Origin of the sequence: Bradyrhizobium arachidis (assembly GCF_015291705.1) — a bacterium.
In the GTDB taxonomy this organism is placed as follows: Bacteria; Pseudomonadota; Alphaproteobacteria; order Rhizobiales; family Xanthobacteraceae; genus Bradyrhizobium; species Bradyrhizobium arachidis.
In genome coordinates, this window is record NZ_CP030050.1 from 3935008 (window position 1) to 3959967 (window position 24960).

22 protein-coding genes are annotated in these 24960 nt (G+C 64.0%); 15 read left to right on the plus strand and 7 right to left on the minus strand.

Features of this window, described 5'->3' with window-relative positions; all coding sequences use genetic code 11:
• Nucleotides 1-129 precede the first annotated feature (129 nt).
• The 11 genes from WN72_RS18135 (at nt 130) to cydB (ending at nt 10719) form a co-directional block, all read left to right on the plus strand.
• Nucleotides 130-1185 carry a catalase family peroxidase gene (locus WN72_RS18135; protein ID WP_092217490.1) on the plus strand — a complete coding sequence of 352 codons (1056 nt, stop codon included), beginning with the start codon at nt 130-132 and terminating at the stop codon, nt 1183-1185.
• Nucleotides 1182-1745, plus strand: coding sequence for a cytochrome b (locus tag WN72_RS18140; RefSeq protein WP_092217438.1), 564 nt, complete (start codon nt 1182-1184; stop codon nt 1743-1745). The genes WN72_RS18135 and WN72_RS18140 overlap by 4 nt, the downstream gene beginning before the upstream one ends.
• Nucleotides 1746-1807: 62 nt before the next feature.
• The gene (locus WN72_RS18145; protein WP_027559109.1) at nt 1808-2308 is read left to right on the plus strand and encodes a Dps family protein; all 501 of its coding nucleotides are present in this window, start codon (nt 1808-1810) and stop codon (nt 2306-2308) included.
• Nucleotides 2309-2535: 227 nt separating this feature from the next.
• Nucleotides 2536-3135: an HdeD family acid-resistance protein gene (locus WN72_RS18150; protein WP_092217436.1), complete on the plus strand. Its 600-nt coding sequence runs from the start codon at nt 2536-2538 to the stop codon at nt 3133-3135.
• A gap of 3 nt (nt 3136-3138) precedes the next feature.
• Complete coding sequence (gene fdhD / locus WN72_RS18155) at nt 3139-3975, plus strand: formate dehydrogenase accessory sulfurtransferase FdhD (RefSeq protein WP_027559111.1); 837 nt, start codon at nt 3139-3141, stop codon at nt 3973-3975.
• Nucleotides 3976-3989: 14 nt separating this feature from the next.
• A complete protein-coding gene (locus tag WN72_RS18160) occupies nt 3990-4652 on the plus strand; it encodes a YoaK family protein (RefSeq protein WP_244553822.1) in 663 nt (220 codons plus the stop codon).
• Between the two features lie 166 nt (nt 4653-4818).
• Nucleotides 4819-6255 (plus strand): class II fumarate hydratase, encoded by a 1437-nt coding sequence (gene fumC, locus WN72_RS18165; RefSeq protein ID WP_092217434.1) that lies wholly within the window; start codon nt 4819-4821, stop codon nt 6253-6255.
• 70 nt (nt 6256-6325) lie between these two features.
• On the plus strand, nt 6326-6730 hold the full coding sequence (locus tag WN72_RS18170) for a cupin domain-containing protein (RefSeq protein WP_092217433.1): 405 nt from the start codon (nt 6326-6328) through the stop codon (nt 6728-6730).
• A gap of 42 nt (nt 6731-6772) precedes the next feature.
• Nucleotides 6773-8311, plus strand: coding sequence for a malate dehydrogenase (quinone) (gene mqo / locus WN72_RS18175; protein ID WP_092217432.1), 1539 nt, complete (start codon nt 6773-6775; stop codon nt 8309-8311).
• 18 nt (nt 8312-8329) lie between these two features.
• Nucleotides 8330-9730, plus strand: coding sequence for a cytochrome ubiquinol oxidase subunit I (locus WN72_RS18180; RefSeq protein WP_092217431.1), 1401 nt, complete (start codon nt 8330-8332; stop codon nt 9728-9730).
• Between the two features lie 2 nt (nt 9731-9732).
• The gene (gene cydB, locus WN72_RS18185; protein WP_092217430.1) at nt 9733-10719 is read left to right on the plus strand and encodes a cytochrome d ubiquinol oxidase subunit II; all 987 of its coding nucleotides are present in this window, start codon (nt 9733-9735) and stop codon (nt 10717-10719) included.
• Nucleotides 10720-10804: 85 nt separating this feature from the next.
• Here the strand turns inward: cydB and WN72_RS18190 are convergent, their stop codons facing one another.
• Nucleotides 10805-12052, minus strand: a complete 1248-nt coding sequence (locus tag WN72_RS18190) for an oxalate decarboxylase family bicupin (protein ID WP_092217429.1) — start codon at nt 12050-12052, stop codon at nt 10805-10807.
• Nucleotides 12053-12298: 246 nt separating this feature from the next.
• Here WN72_RS18190 and WN72_RS18195 point away from each other — a divergent pair, with 246 nt between their 5' ends.
• The gene (locus tag WN72_RS18195; protein WP_092217428.1) at nt 12299-14596 is read left to right on the plus strand and encodes an FdhF/YdeP family oxidoreductase; all 2298 of its coding nucleotides are present in this window, start codon (nt 12299-12301) and stop codon (nt 14594-14596) included.
• Nucleotides 14597-14613: 17 nt separating this feature from the next.
• Here the strand turns inward: WN72_RS18195 and WN72_RS18200 are convergent, their stop codons facing one another.
• The 6 genes from WN72_RS18200 to WN72_RS18225 all read right to left on the minus strand — a co-directional run bounded on the left by WN72_RS18200 (nt 14614) and on the right by WN72_RS18225 (nt 21937).
• On the minus strand, nt 14614-15987 hold the full coding sequence (locus tag WN72_RS18200; protein WP_244553821.1) for a sensor histidine kinase: 1374 nt from the start codon (nt 15985-15987) through the stop codon (nt 14614-14616).
• 215 nt (nt 15988-16202) lie between these two features.
• A complete protein-coding gene (locus WN72_RS18205; protein WP_027559121.1) occupies nt 16203-16619 on the minus strand; it encodes a thioesterase family protein in 417 nt (138 codons plus the stop codon).
• A complete protein-coding gene (locus tag WN72_RS18210) occupies nt 16606-19749 on the minus strand; it encodes an efflux RND transporter permease subunit (protein ID WP_092217426.1) in 3144 nt (1047 codons plus the stop codon). The genes WN72_RS18205 and WN72_RS18210 overlap by 14 nt, the downstream gene beginning before the upstream one ends.
• Entirely contained in the window at nt 19746-20918 is a 1173-nt protein-coding gene (locus WN72_RS18215) for an efflux RND transporter periplasmic adaptor subunit (RefSeq protein ID WP_092217425.1), read from the minus strand. The genes WN72_RS18210 and WN72_RS18215 overlap by 4 nt, the downstream gene beginning before the upstream one ends.
• 20 nt (nt 20919-20938) lie before the next feature.
• Nucleotides 20939-21349 (minus strand): hypothetical protein, encoded by a 411-nt coding sequence (locus WN72_RS18220; RefSeq protein WP_156950869.1) that lies wholly within the window; start codon nt 21347-21349, stop codon nt 20939-20941.
• 228 nt (nt 21350-21577) lie between these two features.
• Nucleotides 21578-21937 carry a hypothetical protein gene (locus tag WN72_RS18225; RefSeq protein WP_167380955.1) on the minus strand — a complete coding sequence of 120 codons (360 nt, stop codon included), beginning with the start codon at nt 21935-21937 and terminating at the stop codon, nt 21578-21580.
• A 251-nt stretch (nt 21938-22188) separates the two neighbouring features.
• Here WN72_RS18225 and WN72_RS18230 point away from each other — a divergent pair, with 251 nt between their 5' ends.
• From WN72_RS18230 to mdcA, 3 genes are all read left to right on the plus strand, one after another.
• A complete protein-coding gene (locus WN72_RS18230) occupies nt 22189-22974 on the plus strand; it encodes an alpha/beta hydrolase (protein WP_027559126.1) in 786 nt (261 codons plus the stop codon).
• A gap of 98 nt (nt 22975-23072) precedes the next feature.
• Nucleotides 23073-23315, plus strand: a complete 243-nt coding sequence (locus tag WN72_RS46955; protein ID WP_244553820.1) for a hypothetical protein — start codon at nt 23073-23075, stop codon at nt 23313-23315.
• Nucleotides 23312-24958, plus strand: coding sequence for a malonate decarboxylase subunit alpha (gene mdcA, locus WN72_RS18240; RefSeq protein ID WP_092217424.1), 1647 nt, complete (start codon nt 23312-23314; stop codon nt 24956-24958). The genes WN72_RS46955 and mdcA overlap by 4 nt, the downstream gene beginning before the upstream one ends.
• Nucleotides 24959-24960: the final 2 nt, after the last annotated feature.

A 24960-nucleotide genomic window follows, 5' to 3' on the forward strand; every position in this document is an offset into this window, starting at 1 on the left:
TGCCTTCTCGAAAATGGCGGCGGATTTCAGAAGATCGCGGCTGTGGCCGCCGGCTACAAGAAACCCGCGCCGTTTCAGGACGGTCGTGTGGCCGGTGGTGGACCGGTTCGCGCGTTGCAAGGAGAAATGATGAATTCGTCAAGTAACCTGCCGCGTTCGGGGTTCGGCTCGCTCGTGTTGATTGCGGCCGTCCTCGGAGGCGGCGCTGCCGCGTTCGCCTACACGGCAGGTTGGTTTTCGCCGGGGCGCCTGACGCCGGAGCGGATGATCGCGGCGCTGACGCCTCCAGGTGGCGCGCCGCTCGGACACCGGCGAAATCATGCCAAGGGAATCTGCTTCACTGGCGTTTTCGAGGCGAACGGAAACGGCTCCGAACTGTCCCGCGCCAGGGTGTTCGAGCGAGGCAGCTATCCGGCGCTGGGCCGCTTCAATCTCGGCACGGCTGACCCGAATGCCGTGGACGCGACCGTGCGTGTGCGCGGCATGGGATTGCGGATCGCAGCGCCGGACGGCGAAGAGTGGCGCATGGCGTTGATCAATCCGCCGTTCTTTGCGGTGTCCACGCCGCAGGCGTTTCACGACCTGCTGATTGCATCCGGCAAGAAGGATCCGGAGGCAATGAAAACGTTCATTGGGGCAAATCCGGAATTCGCGACCTTCGCGTCCTGGGCCAAGACGGCACCGTGGACCGCCAGCTATGCGGAGGAGCCCTACCACGGGCTCAACAGCTTCATCTTCACGGATGCGAACGGTGCCGAGCACGCGGTCCGATGGTCGTTGCTGCCGGCAACGGCGGTCGTTCCGATATCGCAATCCGAGCTGGAAAAGCGCGGCCCGGATTTTCTCGAGCGGGAGATAACGGAGCGAGTCCGGGTTGCCGGACCGCAACGCTGGACCATGGTCACGACTGTCGCTGATCCCGGCGATCCGACTGCGGATCCAAGCAAGGCCTGGCCCGCGGACCGCCGCACAGTGCAGGTCGGAACGCTCGTCGTGCAGCGGATCGAACCGGAGCGGGATGGGCCCTGCCGCGACATCAACTTCGATCCGACCGTGCTGCCGCGCGGAATCCGGGTGTCGGACGATCCATTCCCGGCCGCTCGCTCGTCGGTCTACCGCAAGTCCTACGATTTGCGCGCGGCCGAAGCCGGCGACTATCCGCGAACCGAGGCGGCCAAGCCATGAACAACGCGCCCCGGCGTTTCGCGCCCATCCAGCGGATCCTGCACTGGCTGATGGCCGCTTGCATCACCGCCATGTTGTTCATCGGCGTCGGCATGGTGTCCAGCGTGGCGCCGACATATCTGCCGCTTATCCTGATCCATAAGACACTCGGTTTCACGCTCCTGGTCCTCGTCGTGATCAGGCTGGCACTCCGGCTCCATTATGGCGCACCGCCATTGCCGGCGGATCTTCCGCCGGCGATGAGGTTGGGAGCGAGATTGTCGCACCTGGCCCTCTATGGCTTCATGATCGTCATGCCGTTGCTGGGTCTCGGCATGCTTTGGGCTGCGGCCTATCCGGTCGTCCTGTATGGCGGAATTCAAATTCCGGCGTTGCTGCCGCAGAGTGACCGCGCACACACGCTTCTCTGGGGCGCTCACTACTATCTGGCTTTCGCGTTCTTTGCGCTCGTGCTGTTGCATATGGCAGCAGCGCTGTTCCACGCGTTGATCCGCCGCGACGGCGTGTTCGGGACGATCGCGCTCGTTCCATGGCGCAACAGGACGACACCGGCCGATTGAGCGCATCGTGCGCCGGCAAAACGCGCGGTTAAAGCTTTTCAACCCCAGCAAGGATGACGACAATGACCAAGGCAGACCTCCAAAGCCCGACGGACCTCGGGGCCAATGCGAACCGGGATGTTCCAGCTGCGCTGAGGGCGCTGCTGGCTGACGTTTTCGCGCTTTACCTGAAGACCAAGAACTTCCACTGGCACGTATCGGGCCGGCACTTCCGCGACTATCACCTCCTGCTCGACGAGCAGGCTGAGCAGATCTTTGCCATGACCGACGCCATTGCCGAGCGGGCACGCAAGATCGGCGGAACGACACTCCGGTCGATCGGCCAGATCTCGCGCGAGCAGCGCATTCTCGACAACGACGCCGACTATGTCGATCCGCAGGATATGCTGGCTGAACTGCGCAGCGACAACCAGCAGCTGACGCGGGAGATGCGCCGGGTCCATGAGCTCTGCGACGAGTACGGCGATGTCGCGACCGCCAGTCTCCTAGAAAATTGGATCGATGAGACCGAGCGTCGGATCTGGTTCCTTTACGAGACCGGCCGAAGCGGCCCGGAATCCTAGGCACTGGCATGTCACGCGGCCGGAATGCGAGCCCGGCCGATTGCCGCGACGACACGGAGGCGAGGGCGGCCCTCGCCTCCGTCTGTTGTTTGCTGATCGTCATTGATCGATCAAGCTGCGCGCGCGTCCGTATCGTGCGGACAAAACAATATCGCGGCATCCTCGAAAGATGACTCCGAGCAGATATCTGTAGGCTTGACCGCATCCATACGTACAAGGGTCAAGCCATGACGGATCTGTCGAACTCGAAGGCGTCGCTCGGAAGGGCCATTCACGCGATCACCGGAAAATGGGGCTGGTTCGTTGCGCTGGGGATCGGTGAGCTGATCCTTGGCGGCATTGCCTCGGCCAATCTGATGGCGGCGAGTCTTGCCTCCGTGCTCGTGATCGGTGCGACCATGGCAGTCGCCGGGGTCTTCCAGATCGTGCATGCATTCTCGGCGCACGGCCTCCGGGGCTTCCTGTTCTGGCTGCTCGCCGGGATCGTCTATGGCGCTGCCGGCGCCGTTATCCTTTACGATCCGCTACTTGCTTCGTTCACACTGTCGATCGTGGTGTGCGCCTTCCTGGTCGTCGCCGGGGCGACGCGGATCTGGGCTGGTTTCCATATGCGGCCGGCCGCGGGCTGGCGCTGGATCGTGGCTGCCGGCGTCGTGACATTCTGCGTCGGCGTTTTTCTGCTCTCGGCCTGGCCCGCCATCGGCCTGTGGCTGCTCGGTGCAATGCTGGTCGTTGATCTGGTTTTCCAGGGATGGGGCTTCATTGCGTTCGGGCTGGCGCTCAGAAGCCGCGCGTCCCGGTATTCGACCGAGCCGGCGACTGTGTGAGCCATGACGACGGGTTCGACATTCACCCGGCACCGGGAGATCGCCTGGCGCGGCGGCCGCACGATCTCGACGTCGCGACTGGTTGCCGAAGAGAGCGCCATCGCGCTCACCTACAATGGCTCGACCCATGCAGTGATGATGGGAACGCCGGCCGATCTGGAGGATTTCGGTGTCGGCTTCAGCCTCACCGAAGCCATCGTCGACCGCGCGAACGAGATCAGGAGCATCGAGCTGATCTCGAATGAGCTCGGCATGGAAGTGCGGATGTGGCTCGACGGTGATCGCGCCGCATCCCTGGCCGCGCGCCGCCGTACCATCAGCGGACCGGTCGGGTGCGGGCTGTGCGGCATCGAAAGCCTCGAACAGGCGCGTCGCACGCCCTCGCGGGTTGAGGGGCGCGGCATTGCCTTCCACGCCGGGGACCTGCTGAACGCCATGCAGGCGCTGTCTCCTCTGCAGACGTTGAATCAACAGACGAGGTCCGTTCATGCGGCGGCCTTCTGGCACCCCCGCAGCGGCATCACGCTGGTCAGGGAGGATGTTGGCCGGCACAACGCGCTCGACAAGCTCGCTGGTGCAATCGTCCGCGACGGTAGCTCGGCCAGCGGCGGCGCCGTTCTCTTGACGAGCCGCGTTTCGGTTGAGATGGTGCAGAAAGCGGCAATGATCGGCGCGCCGGTCGTCGTGGCCGTCTCCGCGCCGACCGCGCTCGCCATCCAGACTGCGAATGAGGCGGGAATCACACTTCTCGCCGTCGCCCGCGACGACGGATACGGCGTATTCACGCATCCGCGCCGCGTCCTGCTGCCTGAAGAGGCCGCGCTGCGCGCCGGCTGTTGACCTCCGATATGACGATGCAGGCCGCATCAACCGAACCGCTGGCCGAGACGCGCGTCGAGGTCTTCGCTCCGGAACGATCGCTGCTGGTCGCATCCCTGCTCAGCATGTCGGGTGGTTTTCTCGACGCCTTTACGTGGCTGTCGCTTGGCGTCTTCGCGAGCTCGCAGACCGGAAATGTCGTCTTCCTCGGGATCCATGCCGACTTAGGGCAATGGCACCGGGCGCTTCACCATATCCTTCCGCTTGCGGCCTTCGTCCTCGGCGCGGTCGTCGCGGTCCGCTCCCGGGCGCCGCTACGCTGTCTCGCCGGAGAGATCGCCTGCCTGACAGCGGCAATGCTGTTGCTTCATCGCGCTCCCGATCAGATCGTGATCCTCGTCATCTCCTTTGGCGTGGCACTGCAGTCGGCGAGCTTCAGACGGGTCGGGGATTGGAACTTTCTCTCGGTCGCGGTGACCGGAAACATGCTTCGCGCCATCGATCAGAGCTTTGGAGCGTCCGATCGCGATGCTGCGCGCGGCACCGCAACCATGCTCGCGCTTTGCCTGATGTTCTTGATGGGCGCCGTCGTCGGGGGGTGCGTGACGAGGTGGCTCGGAGCATGGAGCCTCGCTCTGCCGATCGCATTGTCGGCATGCGTTCTCTGGCTGTGCCGGCATCCGAGCCATCGGCACTGAAGCTGCGTCAACGCTTCGAACCTTTCGTATTCGCAATGCGTCTGTCCGTCGCAGGTCGAGGCGCGCGCCATGCCATTCGGCAAAAGGACGTTCGTTCGCGGAAGCGCGCGCGCGGTGCGGTTCGTACACTTCGATCAGCGCCGCACAAGTGCCACGAGAGGCAAGAATGAACGACTTCCGCAAAGAGACAGACAGCCTGGGCGAGGTGAACGTTCCCGCGGACAAGCTCTGGGGCGCGCAGACGCAACGTTCACTCGAGCATTTCAGCATCGGCAGGGACCTGATGCCGCGCGAGATGATCCAGGCCTATGCGATCCTGAAGAAGGCGGCTGCGAACGCCAATTACGCCGGCGGCCGTCTCGGCGGCAAGATCCACAAGCTGATCGTCCACGTCTGTGACGAGATTCTCGCGGGGCAGCATCACGATATGTTCCCCCTTCACGTCTGGATGACGGGGAGCGGAACGCAATTCAACATGAACGTGAACGAGGTGATTTCGAACCGGTGCTGCCAGCTCGCTGGCACCGCTCTCGGCAGCAAGATGCCGGTCCATCCGAACGATCATGTCAACATGTCGCAATCGTCGAACGACAGCTTCCCCTCGGCCATGTATGTCGCGGCCGCGCTGAACGTGACGGAACGCCTCATTCCTGCGGTCGCGGCCTTGCATGACGCGATCGCGGCGAAGTCGAGCCAGTGGGACGACATTGTCAAGATCGGTCGAACCCACATGCAGGATGCCACCCCGCTGACGCTCGGGCAGGAGTGGTCCGGCTACGCCGTCATGCTCGCCGACAATCTGGTCCGCATCAACGACGCGCTCAAGGGCGTTTACCGGCTCGCGCTGGGCGGCACGGCCGTCGGCACCGGCATCAACGCAGCACCGGGTTTTGCAGAAGCAGTCGCCGCCGAGATCGCGCGGTTGACCGGCTTGCCCTTCGTCAGCGCACCGAACAAATTCGCCGTGCAAGGCGCGCACGACGCGCTGGTGCAACTCTCGGGTACACTGCGTACGCTTGCCGGCTCGCTCTACAAGATCGCAAACGACATCCGCCTTTTGTCCTGCGGTCCGCGCGCGGGCTTTGCCGAGCTGCACATTCCCGAGAACGAGCCGGGCTCATCGATCATGCCGGGCAAGGTCAATCCGACCCAGGCGGAAGCGTTGACGATGATCGCGGTGCAGGTGATGGCGAACGACGTTGCCGTCGGGTTCGGGGGCGCCGGCGGCTACCTGGAGATGAACGTCTACAAGCCTCTGATCATCCACAACATCGCCCAGTCCGTCACCATCCTCACCGACGGCTGCACTAATTTCCGTACCTTCCTCGTCGAGGGTACCGAGCCGAACCGCAGGAAGATCCAGGAGTATGTCGAGAGGTCGCTGATGCTCGTGACGGCGCTGGCGCCGGTGATCGGCTACGACAAGGCGTCGCGCATCGCGCACTACGCGATGGACAACGATCTCACGTTGAAATCGGCCGCGCTGAAGCTCGGCTTTGTGACCGAGCCCGAGTTCGACCGCATCGTGGATCCCGCCAAGATGGTCAAGCCTTACGTTGCTGAGGTCAAGGTGCCGCTCGCAATCGGTGCGAAGGCCGGTTGAGGGAGCAAGGCTGCGATCGGGCCCGTACAGCACCGCGCATCAAAGCAACGACAATGCAAGGAGAGATACCATGATCCGCTGTGTGCGCCTGTGGACGGGAGAGGACAACAACTCGCATTTCGAGGAAGGGTACCTTGAGTTCGAACCGGGCCAGCGTGGCGATTTTCTGACCGGCAAGATCGATGCCCTCAGTGTTTCCTTCCAGGAGACGGAATCGGGTGGCGCTTTCGCCTGGCACACCGCGCCGGTCCGCCAGCTCGTGCTCACGCTGAGCGGAACACTCGATTTCCAGACGCGTGACGGTCACCACTTCCTGATTCACCCCGGCAACGTCTTGCTGGCCGAGGACACCGCGGGTTCAGGCCACAGCTGGAAACTGACCGACGATTCCTCCTGGCGGCGTGCCTACGTGATCCTGCAGCCCGGAGCAGAGGTGCCGTTCCGCGCCAAAGCGCGGCAATCCGTGCGGGCTTGATCGAGCCATCCGAACTAACAACACCCAACGAAGGAAAAAGCCATGTCAGGAGCTTCCGACCGCGAGATCGACGTTGTCCTTATCGGCGCAGGCATCATGAGCGCGACCCTCGGCGTCTTTCTTAAGGAGCTCGAGCCGTCGTTGTCGATCCAGATGTTCGAGGTTCTCGGAGATTGCGCGCAGGAAAGCTCCGATTCCTGGAACAATGCCGGGACCGGCCACGCGGCAAACTGCGAGATGAACTACACGCCGCAGCGGCCGGACGGCAGCATCGACATCTCCAAGGCGCTCCAGGTCAATGTCGAGTTCGATCTATCCCGGCAGTTCTGGTCTTACCTCGTCGGGCAGGGTGCGATAGCCGACCCGCGGTCCTTCATCCACCCGGTCCCGCATATGAGCTTCGTGCACGGCGCGGAGAACGTTGAATTCCTGCGGAAGCGGTTCAAGGCGATGTCGGCCCATCATTGCTATGAGGGCATGGAGCATACCGAGGATCCCAAGAAGATTGCCGAATGGGCGCCGCTGGTCATGGATGGAAGGACTGGGGATGAGCCGGTTGCAGCAACGCGGATCATCACCGGTACCGACGTCGATTATGGCGCGTTGACGCATCTGTTGGTTAGTCATCTCGTCAGCCAGCCGGGCTGCGCGGTCCGCTACAGCAGCTGCGTCACCGGACTTGACCGGGAGCAGGGCGGTCGGTGGCGGATCGAGGTCCGTGACACCGCCAGCGGCGAGACGCGATCGGTTCGCGCGAAGTTCGTCTTCATCGGCGCCGGCGGCGGTGCGCTGCCGTTGCTCGAGAAGTCCGGGATTCCGGAGGGGCGCGGCTATGGCGGCTTCCCGGTCAGCGGGATCTGGCTGCGCTGCGACGATCCGGAGATCAACCGGCGCCACCATGCCAAGGTCTACGGCAAGGCCGCGGTCGGCTCGCCGCCGATGTCGGTTCCGCATCTCGACACGCGCGTGATCGGCGGCCAGCACTCGTTGTTGTTCGGGCCTTATGCCGGCTTCTCAAGCAAGTTCCTCAAGCACGGCTCGCTGCTGGACCTGTTTGAGTCCATTCGTCCAGCGAACGTCAAGCCGCTGCTGTCCGTGGCGCGCGACAATTTTGACCTCACCGAATATCTGGTCGGGCAGGTGCTCCAGTCCGAGGGCCATCGTCTGGCAGCGCTCGACGAATACTTCCCGAAGGCCGATCCGAAGGACTGGAGGCTGCAGGTGGCCGGCCAGCGCGTCCAGATCATCAAGCCCGACGTCAAGCGCGGCGGATTGCTCGAGTTCGGCACCGAGCTCGTCGGCGCCGACGATCATTCGCTGGTCGCCCTTCTTGGCGCCTCGCCGGGCGCCTCCACCGCGGCGTTCATCGCCATCAGCGTGCTCGAAAAGTGCTTCGCCGGCGAGCTGACGGCAAGCGCCTGGCTGCCGAGGCTGAAGCAGATCATTCCGTCCTATGGCGTCTCGCTGATCCAGGATGCGGATCTCTGCCGCCAGATCCGCGCCGCGACGGCAGAGGTGCTCAAGGTCGACAACATCCCGCAGCCGGCCGCACGCGCGCCGGCGGTCGCGAAGCGGGCGTGAGTAAAGAGGGGGCTTGCCATGGACCCGACGGCGCTTCTCCTCTCGCGGCTGCAGTTCGCCTTCACGATCTCGTTCCACATCATCTTCCCGGCGTTCACGATCGGGCTCGCCGCCTGGCTCACCGTGCTCGAAGCGATGCACCAGTACAGCGGCAGGCCCGTTTATCGGACCCTGTTCGAGTTCTGGCTCAAGATCTTCGGCGTCGCCTTCGGCATGGGCGTGGTATCGGGCGTGGTGATGGCGTTCCAGTTCGGAACGAACTGGAGCGTGCTCTCGAAGATGTCGGGGCCGATCCAGGGGCCGTTGCTATCCTACGAGACGTTCACCGCCTTCATGCTGGAGGCCGGCTTCTTCGGCATCCTCATCTTCGGCCGGCCGCGGGTGCCGCCCTGGTTCTACCTGTTCTCCACCGCAATGGTCGCGGTCGGCACCACGCTGTCGGCATTCTGGATCATGGTCAACAACAGCTGGATGCAAGTGCCGACCGGCTATGTCCTTCAGAACGGCCAGTTCGTTCCGAACGACTGGGTACAGATCATCTTCAATCGGGTGGTCTGGGTCCGCTTCCCGCACATGCTGCTCGCTTCTTATCTCACCGGCGCCTTCTGCGTGGCGGCGACCGGGGCGTGGTACCTGCTGCGGCGGACCTATCGCGCCGAGGCGCATGTGATGCTGCGCATGGGTCTTGCGCTCGCGGCGGTGCTGCTTCCGGTGCAGCTCTTCATCGGGCATCTCGTCGGGGACTACGTGCACGACTATCAGCCGGCGAAGTTCGCCGCGATCGAGGCGCGCTGGCATGACGAGCAGCCGGCCTCCGAGGTGCTGATCGCGATCCCGGATTCGAGCACCGAATCGAACAGATACGCGATTTCGATTCCGGTGCTCGGCAGCATCATCGCAAGCATGAGTCTGAGCTCGAAGGAGGTCGGCCTGACCAGCTTCGCGCCGCAGGACCGGCCGCCGGTGGCGATCCCGTTCTTTGCCTTCCGTATCATGGTCGGCTGCGGCTTCGTGATGCTGGGACTGGCCTGGCTCGGGACCTGGCTCGGGCTCAAGCACCGGCTCGAGCGCAGCCGCGTGCTGCTGTGGGGCATCTTCCTCAGCTTTCCATTGCCCTGGATCGGGATCCTGACCGGATGGTACACCGCGGAGGTTGGCCGCCAGCCGTGGACCATCTACGGCGTGTTGCGGACCGCTGACGCCGTGACGCCGTTCCTGACGGCGTCCGCCGCTATGACCTCGCTGATCCTGTTCGTCGCGGTCTACGCCTTCATCTTCTCGTTCGGGACCTACTACATCTATCGGCTGCTGCGCGCCGGGCCGGCGGGGCTTGGCGGCAAGCCATTGCATGTTCCGGTGCCCAACCGGCCGATGTCGCTCGCCGACAAGATGCCGGCAATCGCCGAAGCGGGAGAATAGCCATGGTGACGTTCTGGGTTGCACTTCTTGCCATCAGTACCCTGATCTATCTCCTTCTGGACGGATTCGACCTCGGCGTCGGGATGCTGTTTGGCTTTGCCGGCAACGAGGCGAATCGTGAGGCGATGCTGCGCACGATCGCTCCCGTCTGGGACGGGAACGAAACCTGGCTGATCGTCACCGGCGTGATCATGTGGGGCGCGTTTCCCGTGGTCTATTCCATGCTGCTGTCCGCGCTCTATATCCCGGTGCTGGTCATGCTTCTGGGACTGATCCTGCGTGGGGTGGCATTCGAGTTTCGCGGCAAGGCATCGCGCTCGCGCTGGATCTGGGACGTCAGCTTCATCGCGGGATCGTTTGCCGCGAGCTTCATGCAGGGCGCGATGGTCGGAGCGCTGGTCGAGGGACTAGAATTCTCGAACGGCGAATATGCCGGAGGCACCTTCGGCTGGCTGACGACCTTTTCGGTCTTGTGCGGGATCGGCCTGTGCTTCGGTTACGCGTTGCTCGGTGCGTGCTGGCTCGTGAGGAAGTGCGATGGTCCCGTCCGAGACGCGACGCGGCATCTGGTTCCGTTGCTTGCGGTCGCCGTGCTGGCTTTCCTCGTTGTCGTCTTCACACATGCCCTGATCGAACATCTGCCCATTCTGCGCCGATGGATCGAACGGCCCTATCTGTTCGTGTTCCCCCTCATCGGCGCGGGCGCCGCCTCGGTTCTCGCCACGAGCATCGTGCGCCACGACGATTATTGGCCATTCCACATGGTTTCACTGATCTTTGCCGCGGCGTTCGGCACGCTCGCTCTATCGTTTTGGCCCTACATGATCCCGTTCGTCATCACGATCGACGAGGCCGCGGCGCCTCATTCGAGTCTCGCATTCATGTTTTGGGGTGCCGGCCTGTTCGTGTTTCCGCTGATGCTGCTCTATGTCGCGGTCGGTTATCGCGTGTTCCGCGGCAAGGCGGCCCCGGCCGCTGATCACTACTGACCGCCGTGCGCTCGAACTTGCTGTGGGTTGCATAAAAAGAAAGGCGCCGGTTTCGGCGCCTTTCTCATTGAGGACCCGAAGTCTTTCAGGACTTGGGCATGACGCCCGGGCCGTTGTCCGGCCATTGCGCGATCAGCTTCTCGTCGATGTTGAAATGCTGGGCGACCAGGCTGGGCGGCGTGTGCGTCAACCAGTTGGAGAGCGAGACCTCCTCGTAGCGCGGCGCACGGAACACGCCGATGAACTGCAGCTCGGTGTCGCCGACATTCTCGACGTAATGGCCGAGATTGCGCCGGACATAGCCGATATCGCCGGCCGAGAAGTCCGTCGTCAGCGCATTGGGGCCGGTGTCGAACACCGTCATCCGCGCCCTGCCCTTGATGTAGTACTGCCATTCGTCGGCGTTCGGATGCCAGTGCATCTCCCGCACCGCGCCTGGCGGCATCGTCACCAGCGCCGCTGCGACGGTGGTGGCGACTTTGAAGTTGCTGCTGTCGGCGACGCGGATGCTGCCGGCCGAGCTCTCCTTGACCGGGGTCGAGCTGCCAAGCGAATGGATGAAGGGGTAGGGTGGCGCTTCGGCGTGTTTGGCGACCGCAGCGCGATCGGCGGCGAGATCGCCGGGTACGGTGCCCTGGAATATCCAGCGATTGTGCAGCGGGATCTTCGCGAAGGCATCCACCGGCACACCAAAGTTCTTCGCCAGCACCTCGGGCGGGGTATGGGCGAACCAATCCGTCACCAGCAGCGTGTTGAACTCATTGGCGTGGCCGTCATCAAAGCAGATCACGAATTCGCAGCCGTCGGGGCCCAAGCCCTGCAGCGAATGCGGTGCGCCCGCGGGAAAATACCAGAGGTCGCCGGCCTTGAGGTCGCCGACATAGGGGCGCCCCTGCGCGTCGAGCACGGTGATACGGCAGCTGCCGTAGGTCATGATCGCCCATTCGGCGGCCTGGTGCCAGTGCAGCTCACGGATGCCGCCGGCGGACAGGCGCATGTTGACGCCGGAGATTTCTTTGGAGATGGCGAAGTCCTCGACGGTGACCTGACGGGCCCAGCCGCCATCCTGGATGCGTCTTGGCGCGTTGTTGAACGAGGCCCAATCCATCGGCAGGCCGCCGACGTCGGTCGCGGGCGGGGTCTGCGCGGAGGGGAATTGCTTGGCCAGCACGGGGTTCTGCGGACCGGGATCGGTCAGGCTGCCGGGGCTCTTGGCATTCACGGCGCCTTGCGGCGGCTCGTCCGGATTGCCGAAGGTTGCGGCCTGCGCACTGGAGCCGACTATGGCGGCGCCCGCCGCGGACATGGCCAACAGATCACGTCTTGAAAACATCTTGGGTCGCTCCTGAAAAGACGAAAGGCCTCCATCGCAATGGGGCTCCAACCTCCAAACCTAGTTTCCGCTTCCCGTTTCAGCTTCCGTGAACGGCGCTCTTTTTGCTGGAATGCACTGGCTGCTGCTGCCAGCAGGCCGGGGCCGAACGTGGCAATTGCGAAATTGTGCTTCGTTTTGAAAAGACGGCTCTGCCTACACGATCCTTAACTGGCCGGGAGAATTGCCATACCGAGAGATGTCCAGATGACCACGAAATCGGTTCGTCCCTACCGTGAACCCGCCGGCGGCTGGGGTGCACTCAAGGCACTCAGCGAGGCGCTTCTGGTGCAACGGGTGCCGCTGAAGGGTGCAGCGACGCTCCGACGGATGAACCAGCCGGAAGGTTTTGATTGCCCCGGCTGCGCCTGGCCAGATCCGAAGCACACGTCGTCATTCGAATTCTGCGAGAATGGCGGCAAGGCGATCGCCTGGGAAGCGACGTCGAAGCGCTGCACCCCCGAATTCTTCGCCGAGCACACCGTCACCGAGCTCGCGAGCTGGAGCGACTACGATCTCGAAATGGTCGGGCGGCTCACGCATCCTATGGCCTATGATGCCGCATCCGACCGCTATCTTCCCGTGGAGTGGAACGACGCGTTCGACATGATCGGGCGTGAGCTTAAGGCATTGCCGGATCCGAACATGGCAGAGTTCTATACGTCCGGGCGGACCTCGAACGAGGCGGCGTTCCTCTATCAGCTGTTCGTGCGCGAATACGGCACCAACAATTTCCCCGACTGCTCGAACATGTGCCATGAGGCGACCAGCGTCGGCCTGCCGCACTCGCTTGGGGTCGGCAAGGGCACCGTGCTGCTGGAGGATTTCGACAAGGCCGATTGCATCTTCATCTTCGGCCAGAATCCTGGCACCAACAGTCCGCGGATGATGACCAGCCTGCGCAATGCGGCCCGCCGCGGCGCCTCCATTATCTCATTCAATCCGTTCCGCGAGCGGGCGCTCGAGCGTTTCCAGGCGCCGCAGAGCCCCGTCGAGATGATTACGCTGTCGTCGACGACGATCAGCTCGAAGCTGTTCCAGGTGCGGGTCGGCGGCGACGTCGCCGTCCTCAAGGGGATCATGAAGATCCTGGTGGAGGTGGATGAAGCCGCCCGCGCTGCTGAGCAGCCGGAGATCCTCGATTGGGATTTCATTCGCGGTCACACCGTCGGAGTTGAAGCGCTGATCGACGATCTCAAGCGCACGCAATGGCCCGACATCGAACGCCAGTCCGGCCTGACGCGCGAGGACATGGAATATGCGGCCGGCGCCTATATGAAGGCGGAGCGCGCCATTCTCGTCTACGGCATGGGCATTACGCAGCATTGGCGTGGTGCAAACAACGTCCAGCAGATCGCCAATCTCGCGCTGCTGCGCGGCAATGTCGGGCGCGAAGGCGCCGGCGTCTGCCCGGTTCGCGGCCATTCCAACGTGCAGGGGGATCGGACCGTGGGGATCACGGAGGTCCCCAAGACCGACTTCCTCGAGCGTCTGGAGCAACGCTTCGGCTTCAAGCCTCCGTCCGCGCCGGGACACAACGTGGTGACCGCGCTGGAAGCCATGATCCGCGGCGAGGTGAAGGCCTTCTTCGCGATGGGCGGCAATTTCGCCGCGGCCATTCCGGATTGGCAGGCGACGCAGGCGGCGCTCGGCAAGCTCGATCTGACCGTCCACGTCTCGACCAAGCTCAACCGCAGCCACCTGATCCACGGCCGCGCCGCCCTGATCCTGCCGTGCCTCGGCCGCACGGAGATCGATATCCAGGCGACGGGGCCGCAGTCGATCACGGTGGAGGACTCGATGTCGATGGTGCATGCGTCCGGCGGACGCAACAAGCCAGCGTCGGAGCATCTGCGCAGCGAGGTCGCGATCATCGCCGGTGTCGCCAAGGCGACGCTGGGCGAGCGCACGGTGGTCGACTGGGATGGCTTCGTTGCCGACTACGACCGCATTCGCGATGCGATCGAGGCGGTGTTGCCGATCTTCCAGGGCTACAATGCCCGCATCCGCGTCCCCGGCGGCTTCCATCTCACCTCGACGGCGCGCGAGCGCATCTGGGCGACGCCGTCGGGCAAGGCCAACTTCCTGGTCTTTCCGGGCTGCGGCGAGGATCCGCCGCAGAGTGATGACGATTTCCTGTGGCTCACCACCATACGCAGCCACGACCAGTACAACACCACGCTCTACTCGATGTCGGACCGCTATCGCGGCGTGTTCGGCCAGCGCGACGTCGTGTTCCTCAACGAATACGAGTTGAAGAGGAGGGGGTTGGCTGACGGCGATCGCGTCGATCTGATCACCGCCTCGACCGATGGCGCCAATCGTATCGTGCGCAACTTTCGCGTCGTGGCCTATTCCTTCCCGACCGGCTGCTGTGCGGCGTACTACCCGGAGACCAATCCGCTGGTCCCGCTCTATGCCCGCGATCCCCTCAGCTTCACGCCGTCATACAAGGGCATTCCGATCCGTCTGGTGCGTTCGACCGGCCTGGAGCAACAGGGGTAATCGCGGAACAGTCGCGGTCAGGCATCCACACCGAGATCGGACCGCGGCGGATCCGCCGCGATGGAGATCGGCAGGGTGAACCAGAAACGGGCGCCGCCCTCCGCGGCGCTTGCCTCTGCGCCGATCCGGCCGCCATGTGCTTCGACGATCGACCGGCAGATCGGCAGTCCCATGCCCATGCCGCTCTCCTTGGTCGTGAAGAAGCTTTCAAAGAGCCGTCCGAGATGTTCGCTGGCGATGCCGGGGCCGTTGTCCTCCACGGAGCAGCACAGCGTGGATGCATCCTGCGCGACCGTGCTGATGACGATCCTGCGATCGTCATATCCGGCTTGTGTCATCGCCTGCACCGCGTTGATGGCCAGATTGACGATCACCTGCTGCAGCTGGGTGCGGTCGCCGAACACCTGCGGCGCGGCCGGCTCAGGCCGGTGCAGGATCGCGACGCTGCGGGATTCGAGCTCGTGCCCCAGGAACAGAAGCGCTTCGCGAATGATCTCGTCGAATGGCAGGAATGCCTGCTCGGGGGCTTTCCGGGAGGCCATGCCGTGAACGCGTGCCACGATCTTGGCGGCGCGTTGAGTATCCACGACGATGTTTTCGATGGTCTTGCGGATCTCGCCGATATCGGGCACCGGCCTGTTCAGCCACCGCAGCCCGGCGGCGCCGTTGGTGGCGATGGCGGCGAGGGGCTGATTGACTTCGTGCGCGATCGAGGCAGTGAGCTCGCCAAGCATCGAGACCCGCGCTGCATGCGCAAACTCGGCCTGTACCTGCTGGAGCTTCTGCTGGGCGCGAACGCGTTGCGAGATGTCGATGGTGCCGACCAGGCTGACCTCGAGATCGTTGATGGGGCCGACGCGGGCGGTCGTGAAGAGAACGTCGACGACGCGGCCGTCCCATGTGACCATCCTGGTCTCTTCCTCGAAGTTCGTCTCGCCGCGATAGCGGGATTCCATCGCGCGCCGGAACGTGTCGGGGCGTTCCTTCCAGCTGTCGGCCAGGGAACGTCCGACATAGCCTTCCGCGCCTCCCCCGAACATCTGGATGGCCCGTTCGTTGGCCTCCTGAAACGAGAGCGCGTCCATGCAGGTCCGCAGAAACTCGGGATGGCTGTCGAAATAGGCGCCGAGATCCTTGACGCCCTCGGCGCGCAGCTTTCGAAACAGCGCGACCAGCCTGCTGGCGTCGAGCTGCCGGAATGCGATCGGCATCCGGCTGAACAGATGGCGGTAGCGCAGCTCGCTCCGCTCCAGCTCAGCGTGAGCCTTCTTCAGGGCCGTGATATCCATGATGGCGCCGACGAGCGTCAGCGAAGCGGCCAGAAAAGCGGCGAAAGCGATCGCCGTGAAATTGTCGCCAAGCAGTGAACAGGCGAAGGACAGCAGGGTCAAAACAAGGCTACCCCAAGCCCACAGCAGAATCCGATCCTGTATTGTCTGGATCGGCAGCACACGCTGCCACCATCGCTGGGGCTGTACGGGGTTAGAGCCATCCAGGCGTTCGAGCGTCATGCGGACGGTCTACCCTGCCGTAGAGGGGCGGTCTTTTGCGTTTTCGGAGGCACTTTGCCAAAACGCACGAAGCTACCACCGGGCCGTGTGCGACTTTAGGCTATCTCGGCCACGGATACTGTCACGCCGAAGCGCCGCTCAAACTCGGCGACATCAACGACCCCACGGCGGTGGGTGCCGTCGCCGATCTTGCGGTCGCCATCCCAGGCCTCGACCTCGAACAGAATGCTCCTGGCCTCGATCGCGACGACCCGCGCGACCGCGCGCACCGTGCGGCCGACCGGCGTTGCCGCCAGATGGCGGATATTGACCATCATGCCGACGCTGACATGACCCGCGGGCAGCAGCGGCTGAACCGCCGATCCCGCGGCCATCTCCATGTGCAGGATCATCATGGGTGTGCCGTAGACGGCGGGCATGCCCGGCACCACATGGCCGACCGTCATCTCCGGTGTGACGGTCACCAGCTTTTCCGCCGTCATGCCGGTCTTTACCTTCTCAAGCGGATTCATGGCTCAATCCCGTCTTCGCTTCGGTCGCGGATGGAGCGGATGTCTCGGCTGCGTGCGGCTTGCGGCCGGTGAGCCAATTGCCGAGCCGGTCGAGATAGAGATAGACCACGGGCGTGGTGTAGAGCGTCAGGACCTGCGACAGCATCAGGCCGCCGACGATGGTATAGCCGAGCGGCTGGCGCAGCTCCGCGCCGGTGCCCGAGCCGATCATCAGCGGCACGCCGCCGAGCAGCGCGGCCATCGTCGTCATCAGGATCGGGCGGAAGCGCAGCGTGCAGGCCTGGTAGATCGCCTCTTCCGGGCTGAGCCCGTGCTGCCGCTCCACCTCGAGCGCGAAGTCGACCAGCATGATGCCGTTCTTCTTGACGATGCCGATCAAGAGGATGATGCCGATGATGGCGATGACGCTCAGATCCATGTGGACCGCGAGCAGCAGCAATAGTGCGCCGATGCCGGCCGAGGGTAGCGTCGACAGGATCGTAATGGGGTGGATCAGGCTCTCATAGAGAACGCCGAGGATGATGTAGATCACGATCAGCGCCGCACCGATCAAGAGCGGCGTGCCACGCAGGGAGGACTGGAAGGCCTGGGCGTTGCCCTGGAACGAGGTCGACAGCGAGGCGGGCTTGCCGGTGTCCTTCTCGATCTTCTGGATCGCCGTAACCGCATCACCCAGCGCGACGCCGGGCTTCAGGTTGAACGAGATCGTCACCGAGGGAAACAGGCTCTGGTGATTGATCAGGATCGGCGCGGGTTTGATGACGCTGTGAACCAGCGTGCTGAGCGGGACCTGCTGGCCGCTGGCCGAGTTCAGGTAGATATCCTTGAGCGCTTCGGGCCCGTACTGGAAGCGCGGATCGACCTCCATCACGACATGGTACTGGTTCAGCGAGGTGAACATGGTGGAGACGATGCGCTGGCCGAAGGCGTCGTCGAGCGTGTTGTCGATCGTCGTCGGCAGGATGCCGAAGCTGGAGGCGACCTCACGATTGACGGTGACTTCCAGCCGTGGCCCGGCATTGGCCTGGTCGCTCGCGACGTCGCTGATGAGGTCCAGCGCGCGGAGCTTCTCCAGGAATATCGCCGACCAGTGGTTGAGCTCGTTGGAATCGGCGTCCGTCAGAGTGAATTGATACTGCGTCTTCGACAGGCGTGCGCCGATCGTGATGTCCTGCGCCGCCTGCATGTACAGCGTGATGCCCTGGATGTGGGCGAGACGCGGGCGCAGCCGGTTGATGATCTGGTCGGCGCTCGCCTTGCGCTCGGGCTTCGGCTTCAGCACGATGAAGATGCGGCCCTGGTTGAGCGTCGCGGTCGGGCCTCCCGGGCCGATATAGCTTGCCACTGACTGGATCGCGGGATCCTTCGACAGGATGTCGACGATCGCCTGCTGGCGTTCCGACATTGCGGGGAAGGAGATGTCCTGGGCGGCTTCGGTGATGCCGACGATCTGCCCGGTGTCCTGTTGCGGAAAGAAACCCTTGGGGATGATCACGTAGAGGTAGCCGGTCAACGCGATGGTTGAGAGCATCACGAGCAGCGTCACGAAGCGATGCCGCAGCACCACGCGCAAGCCCCGCGCGTAGAGCGCAAGCAGGGCATCGAAGCCGCGCTCGAACAGGAGGTAGACCCGGCCGTGTTTCCTTCGTGAATCATCTTTCAGCAGGCGCGCGCACATCATCGGCGTCAGGGTCAGCGAGATGACCAGCGACAGCAGCAGCGAGGCGGTGATCGTGACGGCGAATTCCTGGAACAGCTTGCCGACATAGCCGCCCATCAGGAACAGCGGGATGAAGACCGCGATCAGCGACAGGGTAATGGAGACGATCGTGAAGCCGATCTCGGCGGAGCCCTTGAGGGCTGCCTCCAGCGGCGTCATGCCTTGCTCGAGATGGCGCACGATGTTCTCGATGACGACGACGGCATCGTCGACCACGAAGCCGACCGCGATCGACAAGGCCATCAGCGAGAGATTGTCGAGACTGTAGCCGAGCACATAGAGGACCGCGAACGTCCCGATCAGCGCCAGCGGAACCGTGATCGCCGGGATCACCGTGGCCCAGAAATTCCGCAGGAACAGGAAGATGACCATCACCACCAGGGCGACCGTCAGCATCAGCGTGAATTGCACGTCGGAGACGGCGGCGCGGATGGTGGCTGTGCGATCCGCGGCAATCGTTACCTTGATTGCCGGTGGAACCGAGGCCTGGAGCTGCGGCAGCAGCTTCTTGATGCGGTCGACCGTGTCGATGACGTTGGCGCCGGGAACGCGCTGAACGGCGAGGATGATGGCGGGATCTTTGCCGTACCAGCCGGCCAGGAGGTCGTTTTCGGGCGCCTCGATCGCCGAGCCGATATCGCGCAGGCGCACCGGCGAGCCGTTGCGATAGGCAATGATAAGGTCTTCGTAGGCGGAGGGTTTCAGCAGCTGGTCGTTGGTGTTCAGCGTGTAGGTGACGCGTGGGCTGTTGAGCGTGCCCTTGGGCAGGTCGACATTGGCGCCAGCGATGACGTTGCGGACATCTTCGAGGCCGATGCCGCGGGCGGCGAGCGCCTGCGGATTGACGCGGATGCGGATGGCCGGCTTCTGCTGTCCGCCGATGCCGACGAGGCCGACGCCGGGCACCTGCGAGATCTTCGGCAGCAGGATATTTTCGGCATAGGCGTCCACCGTCGTCAGCGGCAGCGAGTCCGACGTCAGCGCGATCAGCATGATCGGCGTCTCCGCCGGATTCACCTTCCTGATCGTCGGCGGGTAGGGGATGTTCGGCGGCAGGAAGGGGCTGGCGGCGTTGATTGCGGCTAGCACGTCCACCGCCGCGCTGTCCACCGTGCGCGACAGCTCGAATTGCACCGTAAGCTGGGCAACGCCGAGCGCACTGGAGGAGGTGAGCTGCGTAATGCCGGGGATCTGGCTGAGCTGCTGCTCGAGCGGGGTTGCGAGCGACGAGGCGATGGTGCCCGGATCGGCGCCGGGCAATTGCGCCGAGATCTGGATCGTCGGGTAATTGACGTTCGGTAGTGCTCCGACCGGCAGCAGCGGATAGGCCGCAAGGCCAAGCAGCAACAGGCCGGCCATCAGCAGGGCGGTTGCGATCGGCCGCAGGATGAAGGGCGCGGAGAGGTTCATGGAATCGCATCCTGCACGGCGCTCTGCAGGTCGGCTTCCTGCGCGGCCTTGCCGTGCAGCTCGCGAACGCGGCTGCCTTCAGTCAACCGATACTGGCCGTCGACCACGACGACCTCGCCGGATTTCAGCCCATGGTCGATCAGGGCCTGGCCATCGCTGATTTGTGCGACGTGAACGGAACGCAAGGCCGCGGTGTGGTCGGGAGATACGACATAGACATAGCTGCCGTTCGGCCCCTGCTGTACGGCCGAGCCAGCGACAGTGAGCGCGTTCTTCTGAATCTCGAGCAGCAGGCGCGCGTTCACCAACTGGCCCGGCCACAGCCGATGCTCATGGTTCGGAAACACCGCCTTGAGCTGGACGGTGCCGGTCGTTCCCGCGATCTCGTTGTTGACCAGCAGCAGCGTGCCTTCGTCGAGCTTCACCTTGTTGTCCTGGCTGTAGGCGATGACCTTCAGCTCTCCCTGTGCTGCGTGCTGCTGGATGACGGGCAGGTCGGTCTGCGGCAGGGTGAACAGCAGCGAGATCGGCTCGATCTGTGTGACGACGACGAGACCGTTCGGGTCTGTCGGATGGATCACGTTGCCGACATCGATCTGGCGAACGCCGGTGATGCCGGGAATCGCCGACGTCAGGCGCGTGTAGCTGAGCTGGACATTGGCCTCGTCGATCTGGGCCTGATCCGCCTTCACGGCGGCCTTGAGCTGCGCCACCTGCGCCGTCTGCGTCTCGATCAGTTGCGGGGTCGCATAACCCTTGTCGCCAAGCTGATTGTAGCGTGAAAGATTGGCCTCGGCGTTCGCGAGCTGCGCCTGGTCTCTGTCGCGATTGGCCGTCAGCTGCTCGATCTGTGCTTCATAAGGCCGTGGATCGATCTGGGCGAGCAGATCGCCGGTCTTGACGGTCTGTCCCTCGGTGAAGGCGATCTTGACGATCTGCCCCTGAATCTGGCTGCGCACGACGTCGGTGTTGTAGGCAATCACCGTGCCGATGCCACGCAGATAGATCGGGACGTCCTTGCCGGTGACGGTGGCCGCGACCACCGGCACGGCGACGGGTACCGGCGCGGCCGCGACGGCCGGCTTCTGATCGTTACTGAAGAACCAGAGGGCTCCGCCGATCAGGATCGCGGCGAGAGCAAAGCATGCGATGGTGAGGGTCCGCTTCACGGTGATGCTCCTTGGTGATCTCAGGGATTGCCGGAGCCGTCGATTGGGGGCGTGCTGCTCATGGACGTGGGGCCGGGCACCGGCACAAACGGACTTGTTCCGGCGCCGCCGAGCTCGGTGGATCCGAGCGGAATCCCGACACGACCGACCGTGGATGTCGGGGGAGGCAATGCCGATGGCGTCGTGGTGCCGCTCTGGCAGGCGAGCGACGGGCTTCCGGAGAGGCCGCCGCCATCGAACAGGGCTCCCGATGATCCGGTATTGCCCGAGACGGGGCAGTTCGTCATGCCCAGCGAAGGATTGATCGGGGATACGCCTGGCGTTGCGATTTCGGTCGAGCCTAACGGAATGCCCTCAGGCCGCGTCGAGCCGAGGTTGAGCGGCGAGGTCGCGGACATGCCGACGGGGGGCTGCGTCGTCGGCAGCGTCATTTGCGCATTTGCCGCAGCCGGGATCAGCCATATCCAGCTAGCCGCGAGCGCCACGCGCGGGTGCATCGATGCAGACGGGCGGTATCTGGATCTGTTCGATGAGAGCTGTTCTCGCATGGGCTGCTCCGGAGTCTTTCACTTGCGCGGGACGATAGGAAGCGACCGGCGCACTGGTATTCCCTGAACGCACGTCTGGCTGTCTGCCCGCACGGTCGGGAGGGATCTCCCTCATTGTGGCTGCTTCTGAAGCAGCAGCGTTGCCTCGGACAGCTCCCGGCGGCACCTCGCAATGTCCTTGGAACGGTCCGCGGCGCGCGCGCGATCGAGGGCATCGAGCGCGAGCCGAAGATGCGCTCCGCTCGGGCCTTCGGCCTCCGCCAGCGATCGTGGTGTGGGCTGATAACTGCGCAGCGCATCGAGACTTTCCGGGCCCCAGCCATGTGCGCCGGCATTCTTCTCGATGGCCGCGTCCAGCTGCGCCTGGACACGCCAGATCGAGTCCTTGCAGGACGCCGCATGAACCGGGGCTGCCGCTTCCAGGAGGATTATAATGATAGCTGCAATCCGGATGAGTGAATTCGATGTCATTGTCGATCCTCTCGGTGCTCGAACACCTGTCTCGAATGACAGAACCGATACACGCCGTCTTTCGCGTACGAACGCCTGCCGCTCCACATGCGCAGGAGGTCGTGCCGTCAGAGAAAGCCGGACGTGAGCGGGATCAGAGCTGCGGCGGGACACGTGCCGGCGTGCGAAGTGGCAACGGCCGTTGTTTGCCGAAATACGCGAGCGGGCGTCGAACCTAGTGTCGCGTCATTCCAACCCGGAGTGATCCCGACATGAAACACCTCAACGCTGGCCTCGCCATCGCCGCCGCTCTTTCCCTGTTCGCGACCGTCACCCCGGCGCGCGCGGAATCCCTGAAGAACATCGTCCTGGTGCACGGCGCCTGGGTCGATGCGTCGGGCTGGAAGCCCGTCTACGAGATCCTGACCAAGGAAGGCTTCCGCGTGACGATGGTGCAGGAGCCCGAAACCTCGTTTGCCGACGACGTCACGGCGGCGAAGCGCATTCTTGATCTGCAGGACGGCCCGACGCTCCTCGTCGGTCATAGCTATGGCGGTTCGATCATCACCGAAGCCGGCGTCCATCCCAACGTCGTCGGCCTCGTCTACGTCGCCGCACACGCTCCCGACGTTGGCGAGGATGAATCGGCGCTGGGCAAGAAGACACCGAGCGTGCTCGGCAAGACCGAAGGCGTCATCAAGGTCACGCCAGACAAGTTCACCTATCTCGATCCCGTGCAATTCCCGAAACTGTTCGCGCCCGATCTGCCGCGCGAGCGCGCCGAGTTCGTTGCGCGCTCCCAGGTTCTGGCCGCGACTCAGGTGTTCAGCACGCCGCTGACCGCGGCCGCGTGGAAGACCAAGCCGAGCTGGGGCATCGTTGCCGGCGGCGACCAGATCATCAATCCCGATCTCGAGCGCTGGTACTACGAGCGCGCCAAAAGCCAGACTACCGTGATCCCGGGTGCCAGCCACTCCGTCTACGAGTCGCATCCGAAGGAAGTGGCGGCTGTCATCGCCCGCGCTGCGCGCAGTGTTCAGCAGCCGGCCACGCGCTGACGACGTATTTTGCCGGTTCTGACGCACGGCCGGCAGAAGGAAGGACGGCGGGAGCGACAGCACTCCCGCCGGTCCGACTGTCCACTCCGGAGAATTCCATGACCGTGATCGAGAAGAGCAGCACCGTCCTGAACTGGAGCGTGATGACGGTGAAGCGCCCCGGTTTGAGCCGCGACTTGCCGTCCGGCAATCCGGACCTGATGTGGGTCGCGAATTCCTCGACCGAGGCAACGGCATCGCCGCGCGAGCTCTATGAGGCGATGCTGGAGCTCTATCCCGATCGCGCCAATCCCGGGTCGCTCTGGAGCGGAGCCAATGCCGCGAAGGAACAGAAGTCATGACGAGCTGGCAGAACAACCGTGCCGCGCGCGATGCGCGCATCGGAGCCGGCGCCGGGCTCGCGCGCGGCAAGGTCGTGGCGGCGCACGATGCCACGCGGCTGCTGGAGGCGGTGATCAGGCCGGGCGACCGGGTTTGCCTCGAGGGTGACAACCAGAAGCAGGCCGATCTGCTCAGCCGCGCGCTGCTCGCCGTCGATCTCGCGAAGGTCAACGATCTGCACATGGTGCAGTCCGGCGTCGTTCTTGCCGAGCATCTGGACCTGTTCGACCGCGGCGTCGCCAAGCGCCTCGATTATGCTTATTCCGGGCCACAATCGGCGCGCATCGCCCGCATGCTGTTCGGCGGCAAGATCGAGCTCGGCGCGGTCCACACCTATCTCGAACTTTTCGCCCGCTACTTCATCGACCTGACGCCGCACGTCGCCTTGATCGCCGCCGTCAGCGCCGACCGCGAGGGCAATCTCTACACCGGTCCGAACACCGAGGACACGCCGACCGTGGTGGAGGCCACCGCCTTCAAGGACGGCATCGTGATCGCGCAGGTCAACGAGATCGTCGAGACGGTGCCGCGGGTCGACATCCCGGCGGATCGCGTCCACTTCATCGTCAAGTCCGACAAGCCGTTCTTCGTCGAGCCGCTATTCACGCGCGATCCGGCCGCGATCACGGAAGGGCAGATCCTGACCGCGATGCTCGCGATCAAGGGCATCTATGCGCCCTATGGCGTGCAGCGGCTCAATCACGGCATCGGCTTCAGCACGGCCGCGATCGAGCTTCTGCTGCCGACTTTTGGCGAGCGGCTTGGGCTAAAGGGCAGGATTGCAACCCATTTCGCTCTGAACCCGCATCCCGCGCTGATTCCAGCGATCGAGTCCGGCTGGGTGCGGCAGATCCATTCGTTCGGCTCGGAGGTCGGCATGGATGACTACATCCGCGCGCGATCTGACGTGTACTTCACCGGCCCCGACGGCTCGCTGCGCTCCAATCGCGCCTTCTGCCAGACCGCCGGTCTCTATGCCTGCGACATGTTCATCGGCTCCACCTTGCAGATCGATCTGCAGGGAAATTCATCGACCGTCACCGCCTCGCGCATTGCCGGGTTCGGCGGTGCGCCGAACATGGGAGCGGATGCCCGCGGGCGGCGTCATCCGAGCGAGCCCTGGCTGAAAGCGGGAGCCGAGGCCGATCCTGACGGCTCCGCATTGATGCGCCGCGGCCGCAAGCTGGTCGTGCAGATCGGCGAGACGTTCGGCGACAAGAACGTGCCGCTGTTCGTCGAGAAGCTCGACGCCATCGAGCTCGCGGAGAAGCTGAACCTCGAGCTCGCGCCGATCATGATCTACGGCGACGACGTCACGCATATCGTCACCGAGGAGGGCGTGGCCAACCTCCTGCTGTGCCGCACCGCGCAGGAGCGCGAGCAGGCCATCCGTGGTGTTGCGGGCTACACCGATGTCGGCCGTCGGCGGGACCACGGCGTGATTGCACGGCTGCGCGAGCGCGGGGTGATCCGCCGCCCGGAGGATCTCGGGATCAACCCGCTCGATGCGGATCGCAGCATGCTGGCGGCGCGGTCGATCAAGGATCTCGTGCGCTGGTCCGGCGGCCTCTACGCGCCGCCCTCGAAATTCAGGAATTGGTGAGG